The sequence below is a fragment of the Mycolicibacterium doricum genome (assembly GCF_010728155.1).
GTDB classification, from domain to species: Bacteria; Actinomycetota; Actinomycetes; order Mycobacteriales; family Mycobacteriaceae; genus Mycobacterium; species Mycobacterium doricum.
Genome location: NZ_AP022605.1, coordinates 268,379 through 294,185 on the forward strand (window position 1 = coordinate 268,379; position 25,807 = coordinate 294,185).

30 protein-coding genes, 1 pseudogene and 1 riboswitch are annotated in these 25,807 nt (G+C 66.8%); of the genes and pseudogenes, 13 read left to right on the forward strand and 18 right to left on the reverse strand.

The features are described from left to right. Window positions 1-20: 20 nt before the first annotated feature. Window positions 21-1,583, reverse strand: coding sequence for a phosphomethylpyrimidine synthase ThiC (gene thiC, locus G6N07_RS01260; protein ID WP_085189673.1), 1,563 nt, complete (start codon window positions 1,581-1,583; stop codon window positions 21-23). Continuing rightward, window positions 1,574-1,684, reverse strand: a riboswitch (TPP riboswitch). It overlaps the preceding gene by 10 nt. 230 nt (window positions 1,685-1,914) lie before the next feature. Between thiC and G6N07_RS01270 the strand changes: the two genes are divergently transcribed. Continuing rightward, entirely contained in the window at window positions 1,915-4,674 is a 2,760-nt protein-coding gene (locus G6N07_RS01270; protein WP_085189561.1) for a helix-turn-helix transcriptional regulator, read from the forward strand. On the opposite strand, the gene G6N07_RS01275 is transcribed toward G6N07_RS01270, so the two are convergent. From G6N07_RS01275 to G6N07_RS01285, 3 genes are read right to left on the reverse strand one after another with little or no spacing between them, the layout of a single operon-like run. Further along, complete coding sequence (locus G6N07_RS01275) at window positions 4,664-5,467, reverse strand: exodeoxyribonuclease III (protein WP_085189563.1); 804 nt, start codon at window positions 5,465-5,467, stop codon at window positions 4,664-4,666. The two genes, G6N07_RS01270 and G6N07_RS01275, sit on opposite strands and share 11 nt — an antisense overlap. A gap of 3 nt (window positions 5,468-5,470) precedes the next feature. After that, window positions 5,471-6,373, reverse strand: a complete 903-nt coding sequence (locus tag G6N07_RS01280; RefSeq protein WP_085189565.1) for an N-acetylglutamate synthase, CG3035 family — start codon at window positions 6,371-6,373, stop codon at window positions 5,471-5,473. A 5-nt stretch (window positions 6,374-6,378) separates the two neighbouring features. Further along, complete coding sequence (locus G6N07_RS01285; protein ID WP_208859787.1) at window positions 6,379-6,972, reverse strand: peptide deformylase; 594 nt, start codon at window positions 6,970-6,972, stop codon at window positions 6,379-6,381. Window positions 6,973-7,094: 122 nt separating this feature from the next. On the opposite strand from G6N07_RS01285, the gene G6N07_RS01290 reads away from it, so the two are divergent. Genes G6N07_RS01290 through G6N07_RS01315 form a run of 6 tightly spaced genes read left to right on the forward strand, consistent with a single transcriptional unit; the run spans window position 7,095 to window position 10,806 of the window. Continuing rightward, on the forward strand, window positions 7,095-7,403 hold the full coding sequence (locus G6N07_RS01290) for a nucleoid-associated protein NapA (RefSeq protein WP_011557996.1): 309 nt from the start codon (window positions 7,095-7,097) through the stop codon (window positions 7,401-7,403). Window positions 7,404-7,453: 50 nt separating this feature from the next. Next, window positions 7,454-7,906, forward strand: a complete 453-nt coding sequence (locus G6N07_RS01295) for a LytR C-terminal domain-containing protein (RefSeq protein ID WP_085189569.1) — start codon at window positions 7,454-7,456, stop codon at window positions 7,904-7,906. A 10-nt stretch (window positions 7,907-7,916) separates the two neighbouring features. Beyond that, a complete protein-coding gene (sodC, locus tag G6N07_RS01300) occupies window positions 7,917-8,642 on the forward strand; it encodes a superoxide dismutase[Cu-Zn] (RefSeq protein ID WP_165756750.1) in 726 nt (241 codons plus the stop codon). Continuing rightward, window positions 8,620-9,750 (forward strand): glutamate--cysteine ligase, encoded by a 1,131-nt coding sequence (locus G6N07_RS01305; protein ID WP_085189677.1) that lies wholly within the window; start codon window positions 8,620-8,622, stop codon window positions 9,748-9,750. The genes sodC and G6N07_RS01305 overlap by 23 nt, the downstream gene beginning before the upstream one ends. Before the next feature lie 9 nt (window positions 9,751-9,759). Then, complete coding sequence (locus tag G6N07_RS01310; RefSeq protein WP_235849660.1) at window positions 9,760-10,161, forward strand: hypothetical protein; 402 nt, start codon at window positions 9,760-9,762, stop codon at window positions 10,159-10,161. A gap of 18 nt (window positions 10,162-10,179) precedes the next feature. After that, window positions 10,180-10,806: an LON peptidase substrate-binding domain-containing protein gene (locus G6N07_RS01315; protein WP_165756751.1), complete on the forward strand. Its 627-nt coding sequence runs from the start codon at window positions 10,180-10,182 to the stop codon at window positions 10,804-10,806. A gap of 9 nt (window positions 10,807-10,815) precedes the next feature. On the opposite strand, the gene G6N07_RS01320 is transcribed toward G6N07_RS01315, so the two are convergent. Further along, on the reverse strand, window positions 10,816-11,073 hold the full coding sequence (locus tag G6N07_RS01320; RefSeq protein WP_197913002.1) for a hypothetical protein: 258 nt from the start codon (window positions 11,071-11,073) through the stop codon (window positions 10,816-10,818). Here G6N07_RS01320 and G6N07_RS01325 point away from each other — a divergent pair. Further along, window positions 11,045-11,926, forward strand: a complete 882-nt coding sequence (locus G6N07_RS01325; RefSeq protein ID WP_163784037.1) for a putative transposase — start codon at window positions 11,045-11,047, stop codon at window positions 11,924-11,926. The two genes, G6N07_RS01320 and G6N07_RS01325, sit on opposite strands and share 29 nt — an antisense overlap. A 357-nt stretch (window positions 11,927-12,283) precedes the next feature. Here the strand turns inward: G6N07_RS01325 and G6N07_RS01330 are convergent, their stop codons facing one another. From G6N07_RS01330 to G6N07_RS01340, 3 genes are all read right to left on the reverse strand, one after another. Next, window positions 12,284-13,489 carry an SNIPE associated domain-containing protein gene (locus G6N07_RS01330; protein ID WP_085189576.1) on the reverse strand — a complete coding sequence of 402 codons (1,206 nt, stop codon included), beginning with the start codon at window positions 13,487-13,489 and terminating at the stop codon, window positions 12,284-12,286. Next, window positions 13,489-14,751: a hypothetical protein gene (locus G6N07_RS01335; protein WP_133055523.1), complete on the reverse strand. Its 1,263-nt coding sequence runs from the start codon at window positions 14,749-14,751 to the stop codon at window positions 13,489-13,491. Before G6N07_RS01335 ends, G6N07_RS01330 begins: the two co-directional genes overlap by 1 nt. A 117-nt stretch (window positions 14,752-14,868) precedes the next feature. Beyond that, entirely contained in the window at window positions 14,869-15,168 is a 300-nt protein-coding gene (locus G6N07_RS01340) for a hypothetical protein (RefSeq protein ID WP_085189580.1), read from the reverse strand. A 429-nt stretch (window positions 15,169-15,597) separates the two neighbouring features. On the opposite strand from G6N07_RS01340, the gene G6N07_RS01345 reads away from it, so the two are divergent. The 4 genes from G6N07_RS01345 (at window position 15,598) to G6N07_RS01360 (ending at window position 16,820) form a co-directional block, all read left to right on the forward strand. After that, a complete protein-coding gene (locus tag G6N07_RS01345; protein ID WP_085189581.1) occupies window positions 15,598-15,795 on the forward strand; it encodes a hypothetical protein in 198 nt (65 codons plus the stop codon). Further along, window positions 15,792-16,016 carry a hypothetical protein gene (locus G6N07_RS01350; RefSeq protein ID WP_133055524.1) on the forward strand — a complete coding sequence of 75 codons (225 nt, stop codon included), beginning with the start codon at window positions 15,792-15,794 and terminating at the stop codon, window positions 16,014-16,016. Before G6N07_RS01345 ends, G6N07_RS01350 begins: the two co-directional genes overlap by 4 nt. An 88-nt stretch (window positions 16,017-16,104) precedes the next feature. Continuing rightward, the gene (locus tag G6N07_RS01355) at window positions 16,105-16,335 is read left to right on the forward strand and encodes a hypothetical protein (RefSeq protein WP_085189583.1); all 231 of its coding nucleotides are present in this window, start codon (window positions 16,105-16,107) and stop codon (window positions 16,333-16,335) included. Beyond that, a complete protein-coding gene (locus tag G6N07_RS01360; RefSeq protein WP_085189585.1) occupies window positions 16,332-16,820 on the forward strand; it encodes a hypothetical protein in 489 nt (162 codons plus the stop codon). Before G6N07_RS01355 ends, G6N07_RS01360 begins: the two co-directional genes overlap by 4 nt. 365 nt (window positions 16,821-17,185) lie before the next feature. Here G6N07_RS01360 and G6N07_RS01365 read toward each other — a convergent pair whose 3' ends face one another. Together G6N07_RS01365 and G6N07_RS01370 are read right to left on the reverse strand one after the other, a co-directional pair. After that, a complete protein-coding gene (locus G6N07_RS01365) occupies window positions 17,186-17,551 on the reverse strand; it encodes a DUF5615 family PIN-like protein (RefSeq protein ID WP_085189587.1) in 366 nt (121 codons plus the stop codon). Further along, window positions 17,548-17,733: a DUF433 domain-containing protein gene (locus G6N07_RS01370; protein WP_232062683.1), complete on the reverse strand. Its 186-nt coding sequence runs from the start codon at window positions 17,731-17,733 to the stop codon at window positions 17,548-17,550. Before G6N07_RS01370 ends, G6N07_RS01365 begins: the two co-directional genes overlap by 4 nt. Here G6N07_RS01370 and G6N07_RS20020 point away from each other — a divergent pair. Beyond that, a pseudogene (locus tag G6N07_RS20020) lies at window positions 17,654-17,815 on the forward strand (hypothetical protein); the annotation flags it as partial. The gene G6N07_RS01370 and the pseudogene G6N07_RS20020 overlap by 80 nt on opposite strands. A 235-nt stretch (window positions 17,816-18,050) precedes the next feature. Here the strand turns inward: G6N07_RS20020 and G6N07_RS20025 are convergent. The 8 genes from G6N07_RS20025 to G6N07_RS01410 all read right to left on the reverse strand — a co-directional run bounded on the left by G6N07_RS20025 (window position 18,051) and on the right by G6N07_RS01410 (window position 25,782). Then, on the reverse strand, window positions 18,051-18,734 hold the full coding sequence (locus G6N07_RS20025; protein WP_372507542.1) for a DUF222 domain-containing protein: 684 nt from the start codon (window positions 18,732-18,734) through the stop codon (window positions 18,051-18,053). Window positions 18,735-18,760: 26 nt separating this feature from the next. Next, window positions 18,761-19,510 carry an SAM-dependent methyltransferase gene (locus tag G6N07_RS01380; RefSeq protein ID WP_085189591.1) on the reverse strand — a complete coding sequence of 250 codons (750 nt, stop codon included), beginning with the start codon at window positions 19,508-19,510 and terminating at the stop codon, window positions 18,761-18,763. After that, window positions 19,497-19,859, reverse strand: coding sequence for a monovalent cation/H(+) antiporter subunit G (gene mnhG / locus G6N07_RS01385; protein ID WP_085189592.1), 363 nt, complete (start codon window positions 19,857-19,859; stop codon window positions 19,497-19,499). Before mnhG ends, G6N07_RS01380 begins: the two co-directional genes overlap by 14 nt. Further along, complete coding sequence (locus G6N07_RS01390) at window positions 19,856-20,143, reverse strand: monovalent cation/H+ antiporter complex subunit F (RefSeq protein WP_085189594.1); 288 nt, start codon at window positions 20,141-20,143, stop codon at window positions 19,856-19,858. The genes mnhG and G6N07_RS01390 overlap by 4 nt, the downstream gene beginning before the upstream one ends. Next, window positions 20,140-20,706, reverse strand: coding sequence for a Na+/H+ antiporter subunit E (locus G6N07_RS01395; protein ID WP_085189596.1), 567 nt, complete (start codon window positions 20,704-20,706; stop codon window positions 20,140-20,142). Before G6N07_RS01395 ends, G6N07_RS01390 begins: the two co-directional genes overlap by 4 nt. Next, a complete protein-coding gene (locus G6N07_RS01400; RefSeq protein ID WP_085189598.1) occupies window positions 20,703-22,310 on the reverse strand; it encodes a Na+/H+ antiporter subunit D in 1,608 nt (535 codons plus the stop codon). Before G6N07_RS01400 ends, G6N07_RS01395 begins: the two co-directional genes overlap by 4 nt. 101 nt (window positions 22,311-22,411) lie before the next feature. Continuing rightward, a complete protein-coding gene (locus tag G6N07_RS01405; RefSeq protein ID WP_085189600.1) occupies window positions 22,412-22,885 on the reverse strand; it encodes a Na(+)/H(+) antiporter subunit C in 474 nt (157 codons plus the stop codon). After that, window positions 22,882-25,782, reverse strand: a complete 2,901-nt coding sequence (locus G6N07_RS01410; RefSeq protein WP_085189602.1) for a Na+/H+ antiporter subunit A — start codon at window positions 25,780-25,782, stop codon at window positions 22,882-22,884. Before G6N07_RS01410 ends, G6N07_RS01405 begins: the two co-directional genes overlap by 4 nt. Window positions 25,783-25,807: the final 25 nt, after the last annotated feature.

A 25,807-nucleotide genomic window follows, 5' to 3' on the forward strand; every position in this document is an offset into this window, starting at 1 on the left:
CGGCGTGAGTGGCAGGTAGTTCACGAGGTCAACGGGAGGTAGACACGGTTGCCGTGCTCGGCGAACTCGGCCGATTTCGCATCCATGGCCTCGCGGATGGAGTCTTTGAGATCGGCGGTGATCCGCATCGAGCAGAATTTCGGGCCACACATCGAACAGAAGTGGGCGCTCTTGGCCGGCTCGGCCGGCAGCGTCTCGTCGTGGAAGTCCCGCGCGGTGTCGGGGTCGAGGGACAGGGCGAACTGGTCGTGCCAGCGGAATTCGAACCGCGCCTTCGACAGTGCGTCGTCGCGGTCCTGGGCGCGCGGGTGCCCCTTGGCGAGGTCGGCTGCGTGTGCGGCGATCTTGTAGGCGATGACCCCGTCCTTGACATCCTTGCGGTCGGGTAGCCCCAGGTGTTCCTTCGGTGTGACGTAGCACAGCATCGCGGTGCCGGCCTGGGCGATCATCGCCGCCCCGATGGCCGAGGTGATGTGGTCGTAGGCGGGTGCGATGTCGGTGGTCAGCGGACCGAGGGTGTAGAACGGCGCGTCATCGCAGAGTTCCTGTTCCAGCCGGACATTCTCGACGATCTTGTGCATCGGCACATGGCCCGGTCCTTCGATCATGACCTGCACACCGTGGTTCTTCGCGATCTTCGTCAGCTCACCGAGGGTGCGCAGCTCGGCGAACTGCGCCTCGTCGTTGGCGTCGGCGATCGACCCGGGTCGCAGCCCGTCACCGAGCGAGAACGTCACGTCGTAGCGGGCCAGGATCTCGCAGAGTTCAGCGAAGTGGGTGTACAGGAACGACTCGGTGTGGTGAGCCAGACACCACGCCGCCATGATTGAACCGCCACGGCTGACGATGCCCGTGACACGGTCGATGGTGAGGGGAATGTGGCGGAGCAGCACCCCGGCGTGCACGGTCATGTAGTCGACACCCTGCTCACATTGCTCGACGACGGTGTCGCGGTAGACGTCCCACGTCAGCCGCGTCGGATCGCCACCGACCTTTTCCAACGCCTGGTAGATCGGCACCGTCCCGACGGGGACGGGTGAGTTGCGCAGAATCCACTCGCGGGTCAGGTGGATGTCGCGCCCGGTGGACAGGTCCATGATCGTGTCGGCGCCCCAGCGGGTCGCCCAGACCATCTTGTCGACCTCTTCGGCCATCGACGACGTCACCGCCGAATTGCCGATGTTGGCGTTGACCTTCACGCTGAATGCCTTGCCGATGATCATCGGCTCCAGTTCGGGATGGTTGTGGTTCGCCGGGATCACCGCACGCCCTGCGGCGACCTCTGCCCGGACGACCTCGGGAGGTATGCCCTCGCGGGCCGCGACGAACGCCATCTCCGCGGTGACCTCGCCGGCGCGGGCCCGCTGCAACTGCGTGCCGCGGTCACCGACGACGCGGGTCCGTGGCTGCAGGCCCCTGCTCAGGTCGATGTCGGCCTCGGGGTCGGTGTACGGACCCGACGTGTCGTACAGGTCCAGGTGCTCCCCGTTGGTCAGCTCGACCCGCCGGAACGGCACCCGCATGCCGTCGACGTCGCGGTAGACCTTGCTGCTGCCGGTGATGGGCGCGCACATATCAGTCATCGAAAATCTCCCTACGCCGGAATTACCCGGTCAGGTTCGGACGGTCGACAACCCCAGTTGTCCTCTCAGCACGCTCGGTGCGCGCTCCCGTGTGGTCGGTGGTGCGTCGCTCAACGTAGCGCAGATCGCCTGCGAGGGAAACCGCGGGAAGGCCGAGGCGCAGTCCCGGCCGCTCGCCGTCGAACTACTGCCCACGTGACACCTACTGCCCACGTGACACCTACTGCCCACGTGACACCTACTGCCCACGTGACACCTACTGCCCACGTGACACCGGGCAACGATGACGATCCGGCCCACACCACCCGTCAACTGCTGCCAAGATACGTGGGTGCCCCTGCAGCTGATCAGCCGCGATGCGGAGTTGAGCGCTGTCGACAACCTGCTCGCCGCAGTGTCGACGGGCACCTGCGTGCTGGTGCTCGAAGGCGACGTCGGGATCGGCAAGAGCACCGTGTGGCGCGCCGGCATCGAACGCGCCCGCGCCCGCGGCTTCCGGGTGCTGTCGGCGAATGCGGTGCCCAGCGAATCGGCGCCCGCATACTCGTCGCTGGCCGAGTTGCTCGCCGACGTCGACACCGCCGTGCTCGAGCACCTGCCAGCACCGCAGCGGCTCGCGATCGACCGGGTCCTTTCGCACGCCCACGACACCGGCCCCGGCACCGATCAGCGTGCTGTGGCCGCCGCCGTCCGCTCGGTGCTCGAACGGCTGGCCCGGGACAACCCCGTGCTCGTCGCCATCGACGACATGCAGTGGCTCGACCCGCCGACCGCCGCCGTCCTCGGGTCGGTGGCGCGTCGGTCCTCGGGGGCCATCGGCTTCCTCGCCACCGTGCGCGGGGGCGACGGTGATCGCACCGACCTGCTGCTGGAACCGTCGCGTCCGGAGCGCCTGAACCGAGCCCAGGTCAACCCCATGACGGTCGGCGGCCTCCACGCCATGATCAGCCATCAGCTCGGCCAGTCGCTGACCCGCCCCAAGATGGACTGGGTGTACCAGGTCTCGGGCGGAAATCCGGTCTACGCACTCGAATTGGCGCGGGCGCTGAACCAGGACACCGCCTTCACCGGGCAACTGCCCGCCACCCTCGCCGATTGGGTGCGGACACGGATCGCGGGCCTGCCCGACCACACCCGGGAAGTGCTGCTGGCCACCGCCTGTATCGCGTCGCCCACCGTGGACCTGGTGACGCGGGCCGTCGGAGACGACGTCGAGCGCACCGTCGCCGCCCTGGAGGAGGCCGAACGACACGGCATCGTCGAGATCAACGGATGCAAGGTGGCCTTCGGGCATCCTCTGCTGGCCCGCGGGGTGTACGCCGAGGCGTCGCTGGACGCTCGACGGTCGATGCACCGCCGACTGGCCGACATCGTCGAGAACGCCGAGTTCCGAGCCCGCCACCGCGCTCTCGCCAGCGACGGCGCCGACGAGCAGACGATCAGGGCGCTCGACGAGGCGGCCGAATCGGCACATATGCGTGGCGCTCCCGCGGTGGCCGCCGAACTGCTCGACATGGCGCGCGCCTGCGGCGGTGATTCCCCGGAACGGGGCTTGCGGGCGGCGGCGTGCCACTTCGAGGCGGGGAACACGACACGCGCACGAGAGGTGCTCGAGCAGAGCATCGCCGAGATGAAACCCGGTGAGATGCGAGCCAGGGCATTTCACCTGCTGGGTCTGGTGCGGCTCTGGGACAACTGCTCGGCCGATGCCCCGACGCTGCTCGAGCGGGCCATCGAGGAACCGGGTGTCAGCACCGATCGGCGGGTGCAGATGCTGGTGATGCTGGCGTTGATGGAGTTCAACGCGGCGCGCGTGGACAACGCCGTGCAGCGTGCGGAAGAGGCGGTGGCCCAGGCCACGACGGTGCGGCGAGCCGATCTGGTCAGCCAAGCCCGTCCGATGCGCGCGATGATGCGGTTCCTGATCGGTGAGGGCATCGACGAGGCGGAACTGGCGGGTGTGTTCGACTTCGACGAGCCGCAGGACATGCCCCTGGCGGCGCGGCCGCGCACGCTGCACGCACTGCTGATGCTGTGGACCGACCGCCTCGACGAGGCGGCCGACCAGTTCACCGCGATCGCCCGACACAGCATCGAACGGGGTGACGAAAGCGAACGGTCGTTTCTCGACTTCCACCTCGCGCAGGTCAACATCTGGCGGGCAGAGCTGCGCGCGGCGGAGCGGGTGGCTGTGGACAGCGTCGAGCGTGCGCTGCAGTCACACGGCGATCTCCCGCTGTTCATCGCGCTGATCGTGCGTGTGATGGTCAGCGCTCACCTCGGCCGCGAGGAGCAGGCCCGCCGGTTCGCGGCGCAGGCGTTCACCGTCGGGGAGCGCTGCCGGTCGAGCCGGCTCGGGGTGTGGGTGGTCGCCACTCTCGGATTCCTCGAACTGTCACTCGGCAACCACCGGGCCGCCGTGGACCTGCTCAGCCCGGCGGTCGAGGGGTGGTCGGCGATGCCGTCGTCCACGGAGCTCGTCACGGCGCCGTTCCTGCCGGACGCCGCGGAGGCGCTGATCGGCGTCGGCCGCCTGGACGACGCCGAACGACTCGTCAAGGCCTTGGAGGACAACGGGGTTCGTCTGGACCGTCCGTGGATGCTGGCTGTCGGTGCGCGCTGTCGGGCGCTGCTGTTCGCCGCACGCGGTGACCTCACCGGCGCCATCACCGCCGGCGAGCGCGCGCTGACCGAGCACCGGCGGCTGTCGATGCCGCTCGAACTCGCCCGCACCCAACTCGTGGTCGGCCGGCTGCAGCACCGGCGCCGCCGCTATGACGCCGCCACCGCCACCGTCTCGAGCGCGCTCGTGGCTTTCGAGCGTATGGGTGCGCAGGCGTGGGCCCGGCAGGCGCGCGCCGAGCTCGACGGGTTGACCGGGCGGCAGGCGCCCGGCAGCCTTGCCGAATCCGAGCGCCGGTTCGCCGATCTGGCCGCGCACGGTTTGACGAATCGTGAGATCGCCGCCGCGCTGTTCGTGAGCGAGAAGACCGTCGAGGCGAATCTATCTCGCGTCTATCGCAGACTCGGCCTCCGCTCACGCAGTGAACTCGCCCGGGCGCTCAACTCCTCCCGGGCGCTCAACTCCTGATGTCCACCATCACCGGCGCGTGGTCGCTGGCGCCCTTGCCCTTGCGTTCTTCGCGGACGATCTCGGCGTGGGTGACCCGGTCGGCGAAGGCAGGCGATCCGAGGATGAAGTCGATACGCATACCGCGCCGCTTCTGAAACGCCAGCCGGGTGTAGTCCCAGTAGGTGTAGACCCCCGGCCCCGGAGTGAACGGGCGCACCACGTCGGCATATCCGGCGTCGACGATCGCGGCGAAGGCCTCGCGCTCGGGCCGTGTGACATGGGTGCTGTCCTGGTAAGCCTCGACGCTCCACACGTCCTCGTCGGTGGGGGCGATGTTCCAGTCGCCGACCATCGCGATCGGCGCAGTGGGGTTCTCGGTCAACCAGCCGTGGGCGGTGTTGCGCAGGGCAGCAAGCCATTCCAGCTTGTAAGCGTAGTGCGGCGAGTCCACGAACCGCCCGTTGGGCACATACAGGCTCCACACCCGGACGCCCGCGCAGGTCGCCCCGAGGGCTCTGGCCTCGGCCGCGGCCTCGATGTCGGGCTTGTCACCCCAGGTGGGTTGGCCGTCGAATCCGACCGCCACGTCGTCGATGCCCACCCGCGATGCGATCGCGACACCGTTCCACTGGTTGAACCCGCAGTGCACGACGTCGTAGCCGAGCGCGGCGAACGGCATGGTGGGGAACTGATCGTCGTTGCACTTCGTCTCCTGCATGGCGAGCACGTCGACGTCGGCCCGCCCCAGCCAGTCGGTGACCCGGTCCACCCGGGCGCGAATCGAGTTGACGTTCCAGGTGGCCAGCCGCATGCGCTACAGCCTAGAAGCGTCGACGTAGCGCTCCCGGTGCTGCGCGGTGAAACCCATCGACTCGTAGAGCGCGATGGCGCCGTCGTTGTCGGCGAGCACCTGCACGTAGGCGTGCGTTGCGCCGCCGCGCGCGCCCCACTGCAGCAGCGCCGCGCACAGGGTGCGAGCGTGGCCGCGGCGGCGCTGATGCTCGGCGACCCGCACGGCCGACAGTCCCACCCAGCGGGCGCCGTCATGAGCGGGGGTGACGGCCGCGCGGCCCACCGCGGCGTCGTCGATGCGGCCGAACGCCACGCGTCCGTCGACCACCGCCGTCAACACCTCGACGGGCACGTCGCGCTCGTAAACGCCCAGCCAGGCGGTATCGGGCTGCGCGGTGACTGTGACCGCCGGCGCAGTGTCGTCGCCGAGGGTGCGCACCATCACGATGCTCTCCAGGTGGACGTCCGCCTCGGCGAGATCGCGGGGCAGTCGCAGCAACCGGTCGGGAACCGCCAGCCAGGAGGTGAGGCCGCGTCGGGCGTACCAGTCCCTGATCGCCGGCACGGTTGCCATACTGGCGTCGATGTCAAGGGGCACAGCCGAATTACCGCGATGGGTGTACCCGTCGGAGGCCCGCAGCAGCCAGCCGTCGACCCACTCCCGCTGCAGGCCCGGCCACGCCAACGCCGCCGCGTGCTCGACGGCGCGGATCTGCGACGCCTTCACGGGGACGTCGGTGAGCACCCGCACGGTGACCACATCGGCTGGTCGAACCTGCACACACTCACCAGTTTTCGTCCGGATCCGGACCATCGGGTCGCGTTCGAGCAGGTGGCCGACGACGTCGTTGAGCGGTGGGACCGAACCGACGGGTCGCCGGTAGCGCAGGCTCACCCGGGTACCGGGGCGGGGCAGCTCGGGCACGGAACTCAGTGGCCGAACGGGTCGGGATCCTCGCCCGGCTTCCAGCTAAGTCCGGGCACCCCCCACCCGTTGTTCTTGACCGCGCGCTTTGCCGCGCGGGCGTGCCGGCCGATCAGCCTGTCGAGGTAGAGCAATCCGTCGAGATGCCCCGTCTCGTGCTGCAGCATCCGCGCGAACAGACCGGTGCCCTCCACGGTGATGGGCGTGCCGTCGGCGTCCAGCCCCGTGACCCGCGCCCAGTCCGCCCTGCCGGTGGGGAACTGCTCCCCGGGCACCGACAGGCAGCCCTCGTCGTCGTTGTCGGGATCGGGCATGGTCTCCGGGACCTCTGAGGTCTCCAGGACCGGATTGACCACCACCCCGCGGCGCCGGCCCGCACGGCCGCGCAAATCCGGGCAGTCGTAGACGAACACCCGCTTTGAGACACCGATCTGGTTGGCGGCCAAGCCGACACCGTTGGCGGCGTCCATCGTCTCGTAGAGATCGCGGATGAGATCGGCCACCTCGGCGGGCAGCGATCCGTCCTCACCCACGGGAATCGGGGTGGTCTCGGTGCGGAGGACGGGGTCTCCCACGATGCGGATCGGAACGACTGCCACGACGAGCAGCTTAGTGAGCCGACTCGCCCGCATCGGTGACGCCTCAACTCTTGCAGCCGTGATTGAATGAGCGCCGAACCGCATGGATGTCATTTCGAGTGTCGGAGGGTCCGAGGAGCAATATGGACGGCGCCATGGCGCAGACTGAGCAATCCGGCGACGACTCTGATCTGCCTGCAGGACTGACCAGGCGCGAATTCGACATCTTGGCGTTCGAGCGCCAGTGGTGGAAATACGCGGGCAGCAAAGAAGACGCCATCAAAGAGCTGTTCTCGATGTCGGCCACCCGCTACTACCAGGTGCTCAACGCGCTCGTCGACCGGCCGGAGGCGCTGGCGGCCGATCCTATGCTGGTGAAACGCCTGCGCCGGTTACGGGCCAGCCGGCAGAAGGCGCGGGCCGCGCGCCGGTTGGGCTTCGAGGTCACCTGACCCCGCGCGTCGTGGGGGGCGCGACGACCCGCTCGATAGAGTGGGGCGTGATGAACCAGCGAGAATCCTCCGGACTTCCTCTGCGCGCCATCGTGATGGTGCTGCTCTTCCTCGGCATCGTCTTCCTGTTGGTGGGGTTCCAGGCGCTGGGATCGGATGATTCGTCGGGCGACGAAACCACGGTCGCCACCACGACGACCGCCACACCGTCGCCGGACCCGTCCCCACCGGCCGACGCGCGTCCCGAGGTGCGGGTGTTCAACATCTCCGACGTGGCAGGCGCCGCCGAGGGCGTGGCGACCCGGTTGCGTGACGAGGGCTGGACCGTTGCCGAAACCGGCAACCTGACCCTCGAAGATGTCACCGCGACGACCGTCTACTTCGGCGACGGAGAGCAAGAGGCCGCCGAAGATGTGGGTCGACTGCTGGAGGCGCCGGTCGAGCCGCGGGTGCCTGCGCTGGCCGAACAACCACCAGGCGTCATCGTGGCAGTTACCGGTTAGGCTCTCGACCATGCTCAAGTCCGGTCTCACATCCGCCGCCGTCGCCGCCGTGCTCGCCGTTCCCGCGCTCGTACTGAGCGCCTGCACCCCCAATGAGCCGGTGTCCAGCGAGCCGGGCACCACGCCGTCGGTGTGGACCGGTTCACCGTCGCCGTCGGCGCCTCCCGGCGAAGGGGACGCGGGCGCAAGCGGCTCGGGAGGCCGCGGCGAGGGCGGCCAGAAGCTGACCGCCGAACTCAAGAACCCCGACGGCACCACCGTGGCGACCGCGGAGTTCGACTTCAGCGGCGGCTACGCCACCGTCACCGTCCAGACGGTCGCTTCGGGCCAGCTCCAACCCGGGTTCCACGGGATGCACGTCCACGAGGTCGGCAAGTGTGAGCCCAACTCCGTTGCTCCCAGCGGGGGCGCGCCGGGCGACTTCAACTCCGCGGGCGGGCACTTCCAGACCGAGGGGAAGAGCGGGCCTCCGGCCAGCGGTGACCTCACCTCACTGCAGGTCCGCGAGGACGGTTCGGCGATGGTCGTGACCACCACCGACTCGTTCACCGCCGAGGACCTCACCTCGGGTGAGGGCACCGCGATCATCATCCACGAGAAGGCCGACAACTTCGCCAACATCCCGCCGGAGCGCTACAACCAGGTCAACGGAACCCCGGGCCCGGACCAGACGACCATGGCCACCGGTGACGCCGGTGGGCGGGTGGCGTGCGGTGTCATCCGTCCCACCGAGTAGTCGCATCGACTTCGCCGGGTCACCCCGGCCCACCGTCGGCGTCGAATGGGAGTTCGCGCTCGTCGACGCCCACACCCGTGACCTGAGCAACGAGGCGGCCGTCGTCATCGCCGAGATCGGCGACACCCCGCATGTGCACAAGGAGCTGCTGCGCAACACCGTCGAGGTGGTCACCGGAATCTGTGAGAACTCCGGTGAGGCGATGGCCGATCTGCGCGACACCCTGCAGACCGTCCGGCGGATCGTGCGGGACCGCGGCATGGAGTTGTTCTGTGCCGGCACACACCCGTTCGGCAACTGGTCGACACAGCAGCTGACCGACGCACCGCGCTACGCGGAGCTGATCAAGCGCACGCAGTGGTGGGGCAGGCAGATGCTGATCTGGGGGGTGCACGTGCACGTCGGGGTGTCGTCGGCGCACAAGGTCATGCCGATCATCTCTTCGCTGCTCAACCAGTACCCGCACCTGCTGGCGCTGTCGGCGTCCTCGCCGTACTGGGCCGGCTCGGACACCGGATACGCCAGCAACCGGGCGATGATGTTCCAGCAGTTGCCGACCGCGGGTCTGCCGTTCCAGTTCCGGTCGTGGCCGGAGTTCGAACGCTTCGTCCACGATCAGAAGAAGACCGGGATCATCGACCACATGAACGAGATCCGGTGGGACATCCGGCCCTCGCCGCACCTGGGAACCGTGGAGATCCGCGTCTTCGACGGGGTGTCCAACATCGCCGAACTCGGTTCCCTGGTCGCCTTGACCCACTGCCTGGTCGTCGACCTCGACCGCCGGCTCGATGCCGGCGAGCAGTTGCCGGTCATGCCGCCCTGGCACGTGCAGGAGAACAAGTGGCGGGCCGCGCGCTACGGGCTCGACGCCGAGATCATCCTCGACGCCGACAGCAACGAGCGGTTGGTCACCGAGGATCTCGACGACCTGCTGACCCGGTTGCAGCCGGTGGCGCAATCGCTGGACTGCGCCGACGAGCTCGCCGGGGTCGCCGACATCTACCACCGTGGGGCCAGTTACCAGCGGCAGCGCCGGGTCGCCGAGGAGAATGACGGTGACCTGCGTACGGTCGTTGACGCCCTGGTCGCCGAACTGCAGCTATAGGCTGGGCGGATGACGGCGCGGCGATGGGTGCTGACGGCTTGCGTGGTCGGTGCGCTCACGGCCGCCGGCTGTAGCAATGTGACGACGGGGACGCCGATGGCCGATCCCGACCACACCGGGATGACCACCGAGCCCAGTCCGTCGCCGACGACCAGGGCCCGGGCACCCGATCCGACGACGCGCGCGCCGCAGCCCGGCGCGCCGCCGGCCGGTCTGGCGGCCACCACCTGCGGCGACTACGTCGGGATGGACCCGGCGACACAGCGCCAGGTGATCGAGGCGATCGGCGAACAGAACGAACTCATCGCGCTCAGCCCGGACCTGTGGATCACGATGGTCAGCGCGATGTGCACGTTCGCCGACCCGGCGACGCTCGTCTCCGACGTAGTCGTCGGGGGCGGCTTCAATTGATCCGATGACCGTGAGCCGATGACCGTGACACCGATGTTCCCGCTCGAGGCGACGATGCTGCCCGGTGAGGAGCTGCCCCTGCGGATCTTCGAGCCGCGGTATGTCGGGCTGGTCCAGGACTGCCTTGCGATGGTCGATCCGGTGTTCGGTGTGGTGCTCATCGAGGCGGGCCGTGAGGTCGGTGGCGGTGACCGCCGCAGCGACGTGGGGGCGCTCGCCCGGATCGTCGAACACGCCGACCTGGGCAGGGGACGGTTCGGCCTCAGATGTGTGATGGGCGAACGAATCCGGGTGACGCAGTGGCTGGATGATGCGCCGTATCCACGGGCGGATATCGAGGTGTGGGAAGACGAACCGGGATCGATCGACTCGGCGGCGGTGCTCGACGTAGAAGACCGCATCGTCGCGTTGTACGAAAGGATCGCCGCCGCACGGGGTTCTCGGTTCGGCGGCCGCTCGGCGGTGCTGGGGCCCGAGGAGTCCGACGTCGTGAAGCGCTTGTACGGTTTGGCGGCCCGCGTGCCGATGGGGCAGGCCGACAAGTATGCCGTGCTGTCGGCGCCCTCGGTGTCGGCGCGGTTGGCCGCGTTGAGTGATGCCGTCGATACTGTCACGGCGATGGTGGAGTTCCAACTCTCCGAGTGACCCCCCGCGTCAGAACGGGGGCGGTTTGTTTCGTTCGGCGACGAAGTCGTCGTTGAGTTTGCGTTCGGCGTTGATGCGGCGTTGGCGGTCTTCGGCACGGGTGCGGCGGCGGGTGGGCATTGTGAGGCCGCGGTCGGTGTCTTCGATCTCGGCGGGTCGCCGTGGCGCCTGCGGTGTGGGGGTGCACAGGGTCGGGAACAGCACGGCGCTGCCGGGGTGGGTCGTGTAGGTCTGTCCGGTGGGTGCGGTCCAGAAGTCCTCAGCCAATCGCGACACCGAGGTCGAGTTGGACATCACCGACGGGCCACGCCAGGGCGAAACGTTCGCGATGCGCCAGATCAGCCTGTACAACACCGCTCGAACCCGCCAGATGCACATCCTGACCACGCGGCGCGACCTGACGCCGGGTGAGATCCGCTACCGGATGGGATCGCGCTGGCGCCAGGAGAATCACTACCGCTATGCCCGCATGCACTTCGACCTCGACTCCCACGCCACAGCCACCGACGACGACGCGGACCGGATGGTGCCCAACCCGGCCAAGAAGCTCGCCTACCGCGATGTCGAAAAGGCCCGCCGCGCACTGCGTTCCGCCGAGAACGCTAGCGATACCGCGCTGCTGTCCGCCCACTCGCCGCAACCCGGAACCTCGATAGTGTTGATCAACGCGATGATCAACACCATCAACACCGACACCCACACCGCCCACGCCACCCTCGAGGCGGCGCTGACCGCCCACCAGGTGATCCCGGCCCGGTTGCCGCTCGCCCAGGTCCACCCCGGCCAACAGGTGCTGGACACCGAGACCAAACTGATCCACCACGCCATCCGCGTCGCCGCGTTCAACACCATGCGATCGCTAGCGCGGGCGATCCTCACCGGCACCGGCTACACCCGCGCCGACGACGAAGCCCACACCCAAATCCGCACCGCCCTCGCCCGCTCCGGCGACATCATCCCCGACACCGCCACCAACACCCTGCACATCCGCCGCGACCCACTACCCGCGCCCCGCCACACCGCCGCGATCGACGAACTCTGCCAAGCCCTCAACGACACCAACACCATCTACCCCGGCACCAGCCTCACGCTGCGCTACAGCATCAGATCCCACCGATGACCCTGCAACCATTCCGTCGCTATGTCCGAAGTCCTGATCACCGGATCGGCGGGGGGCCAGTCGTTTCTCCATGGTGGCGCTGGCCCATCCTTTCAAATGATGTGGTGTGGCCTTGCCGCCGGGCAATAGTGCCAGCGTCCTCAACGGGACGTTTTGCCCGCGCGGCAACGGCCATTCCCCTTGGAGCTTCCCCATGACCGGCAACGACATCGCGCGCCATCTCCGACAGCCGTCACCTACCCGCGGAACTCGACCGCTTCGTCGACCGCGTTGCCGACACGGTGCCCGACCTATCCCAGGTGCGGAACGGGGAAGGTTTCCGCCGCAGCATCACGATTCGCAACCTGCCCCACCGACTCAGCGCCGGGCGCCCTCCACAGCGATGCTGCCATCCGGCAGGCCTACTCCGACGCCGCCAATGCCGTAACCACCTGGCCTCTGTTCGGCCCTCCGCATTAGCTCACTGGCGCGATACTGCTCAGCCTCAGCGTGTTCCGCAAACTCGAGTAGGTTGCCTGCGATCTCGATGAGCGCTAGTTTAACCTCGGCTGGTGTGGCATAGAAATACTCGCGTCTCAGGTTGACTCTGTTGACCCGGGTGTGGGCGAAGCGGCGGTGCAGCTCCGCTTCAACGCCAACTGCATCGTCTGAGAAAAACAACGCGTGTACATCGAAGCCGAAGGGTACTGACGCGTCACCTAGTTCGCGAACCCGGTCCATAGGCTCTAGGCGCCTGGTGAGTCCGATCTTCACAATACCCGGTCCAAAAGAACCGACGTTGCTGATGACATAGACATAGCCCGCACGAATGTTCGCAGCGCGGTAATCATTCTCGGCAATACGTCGGTCTATCTCATCGATTTTGCCTTCCAGATCCCTCCGCTCTTGGTCGCTTCCGGCGCCCGACAACGCTTCCAGCACGTTCGCATAATGGGCGCGTTCCTTCTCGAGGCGGTCTCGTTCAGCGCGCAATTCTCGTTCTGCCTGCTGCTCTTCTCGGAGCCGCGCCCGTTCCTCACGAGCCGCTTCCCGTTCCTCCTGCACCTTCATCTGGTAATCTGCGGTCAGCTCGAGTTCACGTAGGCGTAGGTCGTGATAGTCGGGGTTGATGTGCATTTCCATCATTGAGGAGTAACGCGCGATCGACTTTGCGGCTGCTCCGAGGCGCTTCTCGGCGGACGGGAGATTGCCAGCCTTGACGGAGCGCACACAATTTTCGGCCTCGGCGTTATATGCGCGCAGCATGAGCTTGGCGAGTTCAGCGGTCATCTTGCGACCTTTTGCCAATGAGTTGTCAAACGTGAACCGCGTGGACGATTCGATCGCGCGTCCTTCGGCTACGTACGCCCTGACCTGCGCCTTGATTGCTTCCAACGCATCCTGGTAGGCAATCGCGTTGTCCAGTGGATGCCGGTAGTAGTAGATGCCAACGTCGTGCAGCGCCTCGACATCCCGCTTCAATAGGTCGATCTCAGCGAGAGCATCCTCGTATCGCTCTCGCAACAGCTCGTTCTCACGCGCAAGCTCTGCAATTCGGGCGCTTGAGTGGTTGGCTTGGGTCATCAGCGGATTCCTCGCGCGGTGCTGATCGGTTGCAACGCGAATGCGTTCTTCGACACGACACCTCGCATATGATTCAACGTCTGTATAGGGTCGACATTGCGCAGCTCATACCGAGAGAACTCTTGACGATCAGCCGCAGCGCCGACAAGTGGAAATGATTCGTGCAATCCGGTTGCTGGGTTGACGGTCTCCGTCTGAACCATCAATGAAATGCTCTGTATACGCCCGTCACGATCGCTTTCGAACACCTCGTGGAATGTTCGGATGGCCACAGCCGCCACTGCACCGTTATAGCGATCTCGTTGCTCCTTTTGAGTGCAGGGTGTTTCGCGGATCTCGTCAGTCTTGGCGACGTACTTATAACCTTTGATGTTGGGCATGGTTGACGGAGGCGGAACAATTGTGGTTATGGTCAGCTCGCCAAGGTTCGCATCAAACTCGAACTCATAGTCGACCTCAAATGCCTCGGGATACACCGAGTTCCCTAAAACAATTCCGACGTACTCGTTGATGGCTTCCGCATCACCTGCGGCCAGCGACATCTTGAGGTTCTCAAGCCTCTCGTTGGCCTCCGCAACATCACGTTCGCGCCTCGCACAGTCACTTCGGTACTCTTCCATTGCCTTAGCCAGAAGTTCAGCCCTTTCCTGCTTTGCCGCAGTGTGATCCTCAAGCAAGTTCGCATTCCTGGCAGGCAGCAGATGCTTGACGTGGTGGGCCCACCGTTCGTGGCGAGTAACCCACTCCGAATGCGCCTTGGCGTGCGCCTCGGCATGCTTTTGCTTGTTTAAAAGCTTCGATATCCCTGTGGGCGCCGCTGGCGCGATAAACTGCGGCTCCGAGGGCGGTGGTTCTAGGACGGGCTCCGGTAGGGGTGTTTTCAAGTCCTCGCGCGGAAAGGGTGGGTGTTGGACCGTCTGTTTTAGCGAGTCGATGTCCACATAGTCATCGACCTCCAGTGTTGCGGCCAGCAGAGAATCGATCTGCTCGAACGCTTCGACTGCCTGTGCGGTCTGCGACTCAGCCAACGCTTTCTGCGCACGGACATGAGCCTCTCTCGCGGCGCGTTCAGCCAGTGCTTGCTCGAGTGCGGACGCGCGCTCCGCCTGTGCAACCGCTCGCTCATATTCACGCTGCGCCCGAATGGACTCCCGAACTGCACGGTTGTGCGCCTGAACCGCCGTGTTATGTTGCCGCCGCTGGCGTTGCTCAGCTAAACGCTGTTGATGGTGCAATTCGGCAAAGAATCCACGTCTCCCCACGCCGCGAATTGTACTTCGTGCGGTAAGCGCGAGAGAACGGACGGTTGGAGAGGACTAGGCACCGAGTTCGCTCCGCAGCGTCGGGCCGCGGCTCTTGAACCGCCGAGAGGCCAGCCCTCAGCGGTGAGTCCGCATGTCCTCTAGAACGTCCGCTAGTTGTTGTTCGACCCGGTCAATCGCGAGGTCGTCCTGTGAACTCTCGAGTTCGTACATGATGTCCGAGCAGAAGGCGAGAAGGTATGAGATAAGTCCGCCGATACAGGCGTCGCACTCACCGATCTGCTCCATGAGGAGACTAGCGGCGTGGTGATCCTCTTCCAGACGCGCCAGAATCAGCCGCAGAGCACGCTCGGTATCGATCATTCTGGCGCCCTCAACATCGCCGTGGTTGAGTGTCGTGCAGCGTGGGTCCGTCACGGCGTATCATTCTCCACGATGGACCGCTCGATGTGGCGGCGATTGCGATGGAGTGATTGCCTCGGTAGTCGGTCGCTCCCCAAGTCTCTGAGCGTCAGGGAGCGGGAGGTACCGATCTTGAAGCGAAGCGTCGGCCCCCTGGCCCGCGGACCGATTCCTAGAGCGACGAGCCGACGAATTTCACAGCGGCGGCTTTCTTTTGACCCGACTGCCCGGCGCCCCGGGTGCCGCAGGTAGGGGGTGCGAAAGTCTGTGCCGCACAACGGCCGGACAACCTGTGCCAAATTCTTTTCGCACAACCCGTTCGCACCCTTTTTTGGAGACCACCACATGACCCCGAAGGGCCCCGCCAACCTCAAAAGCTGAGGTAGAGCCCTATGGCGGGCTATCTTCCGCGAGTTCGAGCCGTCGCCAACAGAGCGCCAGATCGTGCACGAACTGGCCCGAATCCTCGACGAAATCGACGAAATGAGTGCCGCCCTGACTGAATCAAGCCCCGTCGTCCCCGGCTCGATGGGACAGACTCGCCCCAACCCGCTCTATGCGGGGCCGCGCGAGCATCGCAGGCTGGCCGACCGCCTCACGCAGGCACTCGACCTCACCAACAGCAAACGGCGACGCCCGTGAAGCGCCGTTGCGACGTTGACGGCGAGTACGCCGACCACGACTGGTGGCGGAATCTGACCTACCCGCCCGGGCTGTGCTGCCTCAACCACTTCGGCGGGACCGGCACTCGCCCCCAGCGCTGGGCCGCCCTTGTCGCCGCCCGCAAGGCAGCCGCCCCGCGTGGGTGGACGCTGTGGAGCGTCCGCCAACTCACCGCCGACAAGCAAGAGAGACGACCATGACCGACGACCACAACCTCGCGATCACCTCGCAGCGACTACTGTTGCCTTCGTCACGAAGGACCCAGCGGGTCTACGACGAGTCTCGCCTTTGCGCCTCACCGAGGAACAGAAGAGCTACCTGGTCGTCGCTATAGCGCTGCTCGCGATCGAAAAGACGCGGGCCCGGATGGACAGCGACTTCGCGCGAGTTGACAAGACCTGGGCGAAGTTTCAAACTCGCCTCGAAAGCGACGCGTTGACGCGTATCAGGTTCGATAAGATGAAGCGTTCTTCACGAAGCGACATCGGCGTCAGCCGGACCGATAACATTCGCGCATGACGGACGATCCGGCCGACACCGCACGCTCACCGATCACCGTGCGCGTCGAGGTGATTGGCACCATCCACGACGGGAGTCCCCCGCAGCGGGCCGTTGCCGAGGAGCTTCCCACCTACCTCGCCGCCGAGGGCGTAACGGCCGAGCTGAGTTACCGCCCTGGGGGCGGCTTCGGGTTAGGCGTCGTCGAGACCATCGCCGTCTTCATCGCCGTCAGCGCCGCCGCGGGTCTGATCGGCGACACTGCCACGGCGATCGTGACCGGGGCGGTCAAGTGGGCGCGGGAGCGACTGCGGCGTGAACCACCGGGACCGCCGGAGCCCACCGGTGTCACGGGTCCAGCCGACCCCGACGCCGACCCACGGAAGACAGTGCGCATCTCGTTGTACGGCCCGCGGGGCGAGCTGCTCAAGGACATCGAGGTCAACCGCGACGAGGTCAACACGCTGTTCGGCGATCCGGTCGAGGACCCTGACACCATCGGGTAGAGAGGGTTCTTGAGCCAATCGTCAGCATTTTCGGCAGAGGCATTTGAGCTTGGTGACAAGTCGTTAAGCTGCCCTCTCAACGGTCGGCAGTTGCGGCTGGTCGGCGTCGAGTGTGCGTCCGGGGCGACGACACACCGACGTGACGCGCCCTGGATGCACGCTCAAATCCGCAGGCGCACACTCGACGCCGCGGGTACACAGTGGACGGCAGGCTGACCGGTAGCCGGGAACGAAGGCGGCGACGGGCAGCATTGCTGCCCGACCTTAGCCGAGTGCCACCAGGTGGACTCCCGGCCAGGGCGCCTGAGTTGCTGGCAAGTCGGAAATCTACTCCCTGCGAGGAACTCGACCCCGTTTTCGATCGCTTAGATCGGCAGCTGGCGGATGCGTATCGTCTTCTCGCCGAGCACGACGACGGCACCCTCGGCTAGCTCGTCCTGCACGACAGGCAGGTTGGCGATGAGCAGGCGGGCTTGTAGGGACGCACGTCGACCGCCTGCGCGGCGTATCAGCACAACCGACGGTTCGCTGGCACCTGACCGAGCCAGCAAGGTGCCGAAATCCGTATCTGCGCTGATCAATACACGCCCCTCGGCCGCAGCTAACGCGAGGACCACATCATCGGTCGCACTTGCCAATCCACGGTCACGAACATGAACGACGTCATGACCGTCCTCGATGAGAAATCTGGATAGTGTAGGCGAAAGATTCTCGTCCAGCAACAGTTTCATGCGGTCGGACGCAGCGGCAACTCTCGCTCCCGTACTGCCTCAGCCGCGTAGCGCAGAGCCTCGGCGACGTCTTCTTCCTCAAGGTCGGGAAGCTCGGCAAGAATCTCCGGCGGCGTCATCTGGTCAGCAACCATCGCGACCACAGTCGCCACCGGGATACGCAAGCCCCGGATGCACGGTATGCCCCCCATGATGTCCGGATCGACGGTGACGCGGCTGAATCGCATGCCCACAAGGTTAGTCGGTCACGACACGCTGTGTCGGCAGGTTCCGAGCGGCTACCGACCCACCTCATGCTGGTGACCTCACATGTCTGAAACAGCACCCCATTCCTTGCCATGGCTTCTACCTGCCCTTTTGTTTATGACCAGGGGCGAAACGGCAGAGCAATCACACCTTCGATGCACCCGTGGGTCCGGCCGGCCAGGGATGGTGTGGTCGACGTCTGCGGTGGTGGCGGGTTTGTCACAGCTGGGTCAACCGCATGGAAAGCGGCAGGTCACGTCGCGACAGCGCACGAATTCCCGCAGTGCTCTCGAGGGCCGGTAGCGGGGTTCGGGCGGGGCGTCGCCGGGGTGTGTGATCGAACGGATCTTGGCGCGGGCGAGGAGGGCCGCGAGCACGGTGGCGTTGGTGACGCCGGCCCCGGACACGAAAGCCTGGGCGGGGCAGGGTGATCGACGTTGGGCCGAGGCTGATTCCGCGCCGGCCGCCTCCGGCTGGGGCTCGGAGGGTGATCGCGGCTCGGCTTCGGTTCCCGGTGTCGGCTCCGGCGTTGGAGCCGCCTCGCGTGGGTCTGCGAAGTGCACATCGCGGTCGTGTTGGGCGTCTTTGGTCGGCGTAGCGCTGCGGGGTCGTGGATCTCGTCGATGGCGTCGATCGTCTTCTTCTGTGATTTCGGACCCCAGGTGGCGATGTGTTCGGCCAGGGCCGCGTCGACGGCGGCCATGAGCGTCGGGTCGGTGATCAAGGCGGTGCGGGTCACGATCGCGCGCACGAGTGGGTCGTGGATGACTCCGGCCGCGAACAGCGCGGCGACTTCGGGGGGGCGGTCGTGCAGCATGACCGCGCGGTGAGCGCAGCCATTGCACCGATCCCGGGCAACGAACCATCGAACATAGGTTCGACTATGGCAGACCGCGCTGACCCGAGGGCGCTCGAAACCCCTGTCCTGTGGATGGATTCACCGCTGGGATAAGCCCCAGAACCTCAGCGGCCCCGTGTCGCGTCGACGAAGGTGGTGTCCATGCTCGCGTCGGCCTCACTGTGGTCGCCGCACCGCCCGTAGCGCGTCATCAACTCCGGCGCGCCGATCGTCGTGACCAGCCAACCCTGTTCGGTGAGCCAGTCGACCACTCCCGTCCCGACCGCCTCCACGGCCAGCCGGCTCCCGGGCGGACTCATCGCGTGGATGCGGTCGAACAGCAGGTGCGGGCCGTCCGCGACATACGGAAGCAGCCCCTCGACGGCCCACGCCGTCGGTTCGGAGCTGTCGAATCCCCTCGCCCGCAAGGCTTCCGGCCAGCCGTCGAACAGGTCGGCGGGCACCGCCACATAGCGCGACACCGCGGGACTCTCACCGTGTTCACGCATGACCTCGTTCTTGAACTTCAGCACCCCGGGTTGGTCGATCTCGAAGACCGTGGTGCCGCTGACCCAGGGCAGCCGCCACGCCCGCGCGTCGAGACCCGCAGCCATGATCACCATCTGCTCGAGGCCGTGTGCCCCCGCGGCGATGAAATACTCGTCGAACCACTTGGTGCGCGAGGAGGCGTAGTTGGCGATCCCGTTGATCCGTGCGGCCGTCTCGTCCGTCGGGAGCTGACACCCCCGGCTCACCGCGGCGTCGATGAACACCTGCGCATACGGGTCGTCGAACAACGGACAGTCGGCGTGCGACCCACTCCGTCTGGCCAGCGCGACGGCCAGCGCGCTCGCGATGCCGTCATGAGTGGTCATGGCGGCGGTGTTCCCTTTCCGCGGTGACTTCAAGCATTTCGTCCCTGGTCAACAGGTCATCTCGGATGTTCTGCTCCTCGTAGGCGAGCTGGCCGACACGGTTGGCGATCACCGGTGCGGTGATGACCGTGAACAGTCCGGCCAGGACGAGCATCCCGACGTCGACATTGCCGCGCAGCCGGAGCGCCGCCCCCGCGAGCACGAGCAGCAGACCGAGCACCTGGGGCTTCGTCGCGGCGTGCATCCGCGACAGGGTGTCCGGGAACCGGACGACACCGACGGCGGCGGTCAGGGCCAGCGTCGAGCCACCCAGCACCAGGACGCTGGCGACGACGTCGGAGGCGTTCACCGGACCCTCCGTTTCCTGTCGGCTCTATCGACGTCGGGTACGCGGAAGCGTGCCACGCTGACCGAGCCCAGGAAGCTGATCAGAGCCAGGGCGGTCAAGCTGTACGTCACGGTGGTGTTGCGGCTGAACGCCGCCCACGTGCCGATCCCGCACATGGTGACCGCGATGAGGGTGTCCAGCGCGACGAGCCGGTCCAGCGTGCTCGGCCCGGCCAACAGCCGGAACATCGTCGCGGCCGCGGCGACGCTGAGCATCACTCCCGCGATGATCCAGACGGTATTCAGCGATCCGCCTCCTTTTCACTCGATGGCCGCCAGTCCGACTCCCGTTCGAAAGCCGCGATCAGCAATCGCTCGAACTGCCCGATCTGACGGTAGAAGCGACTCAACGCGCGGTCGGAGCCGACGTCGATGACATGGATGTAGACCACACGTCTGGTCTGGTCAATCTCGAGCGCGATGGTGCCCGGCGTCAGGTTCACGATGTTCACCGCGAGAGCGAGCACCAGGTCCGACTTCACCGCGAAGTGCGCCCGTAGCACCGCGGTCAGCGGTGGCGGGCCCGGTTTGACGGCCAGCCACGCCACCTGCACCGACGACTCCAGTAGGTAGTACGCCACGGTGGCGATCAACCGCAGCAGCGACAGCAGGTGCACCCGCCCCTCCACCGGGACCGGCGGCAGCGGCAGCAGCAGTGTGATCATCAGTGCGATGACGAGGCCGCTGATGATGTTGGCCATAGAAAGCGTGCCCCACAACAGCACCCAGACCAACGTCAACCAGCACAGCACCCACGCCCGCAGCGCGAGCCGACGCGGTGACCACCTCGTCCCCTCGATCACCTTCATGGCCGCTCACCCACCACCGCGGTGATGTAGTGGTCGCGGTCGATCACCTCGCCGGCAGCTCGGCCGCTGTAGGCGAAGATCGGCCCCGCCGCCACGGTCAGCGTCAGGCCGACCGCGATCAGCGCCGCGGTCGGCACCAGCATTCCGGCGGGCATGCGGCCGACATGGTCACGGTCCACGAATTGGATGTCATCCGATTCGGAGGTGTCGTCCAGCAGCGCCGCGGGCGCGGTGGACGACAGGTGCCCCTCCGGTGCGTCCTCACGCGACCGCCAGAACGCCTTCGTCCACACCCGCGCCACCACGTACAGCGTCAGCAGGCTGGTCACCACACCGCCGCCGACTAGCGCCCAGGCCAGTGGTGTTCCGTTGGCTGCGCCGGCCTCGAGCAGCGCGACCTTGCCGATGAAACCGGAGAACGGCGGTATCCCGCCCAGATTCACCGCCGGCACGACGAAGACGAAGGCCAGCAATGGGCTGGCGGCAGCCAACCCGCCGAGGCGCGTCATCGTCGAGGCACCGGCCTGGCGCTCGATCAAACCCACCACGAGAAACAGCGTGGTCTGCACGACGATGTGGTGCGCCACGTAGTAGATGGCGCCCGCCATGCCGAGGTCGCTGGACAGCGCGATGCCGAACACCATGTACCCGATGTGGCTCACGAGCGTGAAGGACAACAGTCGCTTGATGTCGCTCTGTGCGATCGCGCCCAGGATGCCGACCACCATGGTCAGCAGCGCCGCCCACAGCAGCACCTGGTCCAGCCCGCCGCCCGGGAACAGCAGTGAATGCGCCCGGATGATCGCGTAGACGCCGACCTTCGTCAGCAGCCCGGCGAACACCGCAGTGACGGGCGCCGGTGCGGTCGGGTAGGAGTCGGGCAACCACGTCGACAGGGGGAACACCGCCGCCTTGATGCCGAACGCCACCATCAGCACCGCGAACAGCGCCATGCGGGTGCCTTCGGAGACGTCGTCGAGACGCACGGCCAGCTCGGCCAGGTTCAGCGTGCCGGTCGCGGCGTACACCAGTCCGATGCCGAGCAGGAAGATCATCGACGACACCATCGACACCATTACGTACGAGATGCCCGCCCGTACGCGCTCGGCGCTGGCACCGATGGTCAGCAGCACGAAGCTCGCGGACAGCAGCACCTCGAACCCGACGTACAGGTTGAACAGGTCACCGGCGAGGAAGGCCGTGCACACCCCCGCCGACAGCACCAGATAGGTGGGCAGGAAGATCGACACCGGCTGACGGCCGTCACCGTCGCGGATGCCCTGGCCGATGGCGTAGGCGACCACCGCCAGCAGCACGATGGACGACACCATCAGCATCAGCGCAGACAACCGGTCCACGACCAGGGTGATGCCCAGCGGACCCATGCCGGGGATGCTCTGGCCCCATCCGCCGACGTGCAGGGCCAGCGTGCCGTCGCGGTCGGTGAGGTAGACGAGCGTCGCGCAGACCACGACGACCGCGACGAGCGCCACCTGCGCCAGCACCCGCTGCAGCACCGGGCGACGGCCCGCGAACAGCGTCAGCGCAGCGGCGATCGTCGGGATCAGCACCGGCAGCGGCATGAGCACCGAGGCCACTCTCATGCGCGATCCGCCTTCGCTTCTCGCTGCGCCGTCATGCGCGATCCGCCTTCGCTTCTCGCTGCGCCGTCATGCGCGATCCGCCTTCGCTTCTCGCTGCGCCGTCACCGGGAGCCATCCCGACCCGGCAGCGCATCGAGTTCGTCGGGCAGGTCGGTGTCGATCGCCAGATCTGGTTCGGGTGGCCGGTCCTCGTCGAGAACGGCGGCCTCCTGGGCGGCCATCGACGACACGCGGGTGTCCTCGGGGTCGTTCCCGACCTCTTCAGCGGTGGTCAATCGATAGGAGCGGTAGGCCAGCGCAAGGATGAACGCTGCAATCCCCATGCTGATGACGATCGCGGTGAGGATCATGCCCTGCGCCAACGGGTCAGCTGTGGAGGCCTCGTCTGCGCTGGTGCGCCCCCGCACCGGCGGATTGCCGGACGGCCCGGCCACCGTGAGAATCAACAGGTTGATGGCATTGCTGATCAGCAACAGCCCCAACAACATTCGGGTCAGGTTGCGCTCGAGGAGCAGGTAGACACCGACACTGGTCAGGCCGCCGATCAAGACCAGGGGAACGAGGTAGGTGGTCACCGTGCGCCCACCTTCGCCGCCGACCTGCTCGAACCGGAGTTCGGCTGGGACATCTCCACGTCAACCTGGGCGCCCAGGCTCCGCAGCACGTCGAGGACGAGGCCCACCACGATCAGATACACCCCTGAATCGAAGAACAGTGCGGTCACCAACTTGACGCTGCCGAAGACCGGCAACTCCAATTCGACGACGGCCGAGGACAATACGGGCGCACCGAGGAAAAGCGACGTCACCGCCGTGCCCGCGGACAGCGCCAGGCCGACGCCGAGGATCTTCCCCGCATCCAGCGGCAGCGTCTCCCCGAGCTCGTAGCGGCCGCCGGCGAGATAGCGCAGCACCAATGCCAGACCCGCCGTCAAACCGCCGGCGAAACCACCGCCAGGAGTGTTGTGGCCGGCGAAGAAGAAGTAGGCCGAGAGCACCATGATGAGCGGGAAGATGACGCGCGTCGCCACCTCCAGCACCAGCGAGCGGTGCCGCGGATCGCGCAGTTCGCTGCCGCGCAGCCAGGTTCTGTCGCCGGCGGCCCGGCTGTTGGCGAAGTTGCCGATGCGCCCGATGTCGGGCTGGCCGGCGTCCGACACCCGCGGCGCGGTGCCGAAACGGCGGTTGCGGAACACCAGCGAGGCGACGCCGGTCGCCGCGACGAGCAGCACCGATATCTCACCCATGGTGTCCCAGGCGCGGATGTCGACCAACAGGACGTTCACCGCGTTGGCCCCTTGGCCGCGGTAGTAGGCGGCGTCCGGAATCAACTCGGCGATCCCCGCACCCGTGCGGGCCGCCATCGCGTACACCGCGAGCGACGTCACCGTCACACCGACTGCCAGCGAGAGCACCACACGCGGCAGGCGCATGCGGTTGATGTGGGCCTTCTCGGCTTCGGCGGGCAGGGTGCGCAACACCAGCACGAAGACGACCAGCACCAGCGTCTCGACCAGGAACTGGGTCAGCGCCAGATCCGGCGCGCCGTGCAGCGCGAAGATCGCACCGCAGCCGTAGCCGGTGACCCCGATCAGCAGGACGGCGGCCAGGCGGTTGCGCATCACCGCCGCGCCTAGCGCGGCGGCCAGCATCAGCAGACCGACTACGACCACCCACGGCGAATCCCACAGTGCGAAGTTCGGCCGGTCGCGCGCGCCGAGGGCCAGCGCCGCCGCGGGCAGCGCCACCAGGGTGCAGAGGATGACCGACTGGGTGGCCGGGACGGAGCCGCGCTGGGTCGTCGCGGTCAGCCGCACCGACAGCCTGTCGAGCCCGCGGATCAGCGCGTCGTAGACCTGGTCGGCGTTGCCCAGCGGAAGGTAGGCCACCCGCGCCCGCCGCAGTCTGGACCGCTCGGAGAACGCGACGATACCGGTCGCGATCACCAGCACCGACAGCAGCAGCGGCAGGGTCAGGCCGTGCCACAGCGCCAGGTGGTAGTCCGAGCCGCCGGGCACCGTCTGTGCGTAGTCGCCGAGCACGGCGTCCAGCGGTACTGGCCACAGACCCGACACCAGGCCGGCGGCGGCCAGGACCGCCGGTGCGGCGAGGAACGCGACCGAAGGGCGGTGCATCTCCCGCACCCGGACGCTCGGTGCCGGCAACCCCTTGCGGCTGAACGCACCCCATAGAAAGCGCAGGCTGTAGATGGTGGTGAACACCGATCCGAACGCGATACCGGCGAGCACCCACGGCGCGGCGGGCCCGAGCGCGGCGCTGTGCAACACAGCCTCGAAGTCGGCCTCCTTGGCGACGAACCCGAGGAACGGCGGAAGCGCCGCCATGCTTGCCGTGGCGCCGATGGCGATGATCAGCAGCGGCTTGCTGCGGTCGCCCAGCCAGGCCAGCCGCCGGATGTCGCGGGTGCCGGTCGAGTGGTCGACGACACCGACCACCATGAACAGCGACGCCTTGAACATCGCGTGCGCGACCAGCATGGCCAGTCCGGCCAGCATCATGTCGCGCCCACCGGTGCCGACCATGATGATGATCAACCCCAACTGGCTGACCGTGCCGAATGCCAGGATGAGTTTGAGGTCGTACTCGCGCACCGCACGCCAGCCGGCCAACAACATCGTCGCAAGTCCGAGGGTGACGATCATCGGGCGCCACACCGGGGAGTCGGCGAATCCGGGAGTCATCCGTGCCACCAGGAACACCCCGGCCTTGACCATGGCCGCGGCGTGCAGATAGGCGCTCACGGGGGTGGGCGCGGCCATCGCCCCGGGAAGCCAGAAGTGCAGCGGCACGATCGCCGATTTCGACAGGGCGCCCACCAGGATGAGCGCCACCCCCACCCCGGCGGCGACCCCGGACGGCGGTGCGGCGACCAGTTCGGAGAGCAGGTAGGTGCCGGCGCGGTTGCCGAGGATGATGATGCCCACCAGCATCGCCAGCCCGCCGAAGGTGGTGACGAGCAGTGCCTGCGTGGCGGCGCGGCGGCTCGTCGCACGTTCGGCGTAGTGGCCGACCAGCAGGAACGACAACACCGTAGTCGTCTCCCAGAACACGTACAGGATCAGCATGTTGTCGCTGACGACCAGCCCGAACATGGACCCGGCGAACGCCACCATCTCGGCGGCGAAACTGGGCAGACGCTTCTCGATGTGGCCGTCGCGATGGTGGAAGTACGTGCCGCAGTAGAACAGCACGAGCGCGCCGATACCCAGGATGAGCACGCTCATGATCGCGGCCAACGTGTCGAACCGCAGCGTGATGTCCATGGACAGCTCGGGCAGCCAGACGAAGTTGAGGGTCTGCGCACCACCGGGCTCCGGCCAGTTCAGCGCAACCCACACCAAGGAGACCAGCGGGACGACCGCCAGCGGATAGAACACGATCCGTCCCCATCTGGCCACCATGAGGGGCGCCAACGCGGTGGCGACCGCATGGGCACAGAGGATGGCCAGCATGGCACTCCGATCTTGATTGGGGTCG

Bases quoted from the DNA above. Each gene is read 5' to 3' on its own strand.
- G6N07_RS01400 (WP_085189598.1), bottom strand. From the start codon at position 22,310: ATGAGAGTGGCCTCGGTGCTCATGCCGCTGCCGGTGCTGATCCCGACG.
- G6N07_RS01295 (WP_085189569.1), top strand. From the start codon at position 7,454: ATGAACCAGCGAGAATCCTCCGGACTTCCTCTGCGCGCCATCGTGATG.
- G6N07_RS01315 (WP_165756751.1), top strand. From the start codon at position 10,180: ATGACCGTGACACCGATGTTCCCGCTCGAGGCGACGATGCTGCCCGGT.
- G6N07_RS01290 (WP_011557996.1), top strand. From the start codon at position 7,095: ATGGACGGCGCCATGGCGCAGACTGAGCAATCCGGCGACGACTCTGAT.
- G6N07_RS01330 (WP_085189576.1), bottom strand. From the start codon at position 13,489: ATGACCCAAGCCAACCACTCAAGCGCCCGAATTGCAGAGCTTGCGCGT.
- G6N07_RS01365 (WP_085189587.1), bottom strand. From the start codon at position 17,551: ATGAAACTGTTGCTGGACGAGAATCTTTCGCCTACACTATCCAGATTT.
- G6N07_RS01310 (WP_235849660.1), top strand. From the start codon at position 9,760: ATGACGGCGCGGCGATGGGTGCTGACGGCTTGCGTGGTCGGTGCGCTC.
- G6N07_RS01380 (WP_085189591.1), bottom strand. From the start codon at position 19,510: ATGACCACTCATGACGGCATCGCGAGCGCGCTGGCCGTCGCGCTGGCC.
- G6N07_RS01395 (WP_085189596.1), bottom strand. From the start codon at position 20,706: ATGAAGGTGATCGAGGGGACGAGGTGGTCACCGCGTCGGCTCGCGCTG.
- thiC (WP_085189673.1), bottom strand. From the start codon at position 1,583: ATGACTGATATGTGCGCGCCCATCACCGGCAGCAGCAAGGTCTACCGC.
- G6N07_RS01275 (WP_085189563.1), bottom strand. From the start codon at position 5,467: ATGCGGCTGGCCACCTGGAACGTCAACTCGATTCGCGCCCGGGTGGAC.
- G6N07_RS01360 (WP_085189585.1), top strand. From the start codon at position 16,332: ATGACGGACGATCCGGCCGACACCGCACGCTCACCGATCACCGTGCGC.
- sodC (WP_165756750.1), top strand. From the start codon at position 7,917: ATGCTCAAGTCCGGTCTCACATCCGCCGCCGTCGCCGCCGTGCTCGCC.
- G6N07_RS01410 (WP_085189602.1), bottom strand. From the start codon at position 25,782: ATGCTGGCCATCCTCTGTGCCCATGCGGTCGCCACCGCGTTGGCGCCC.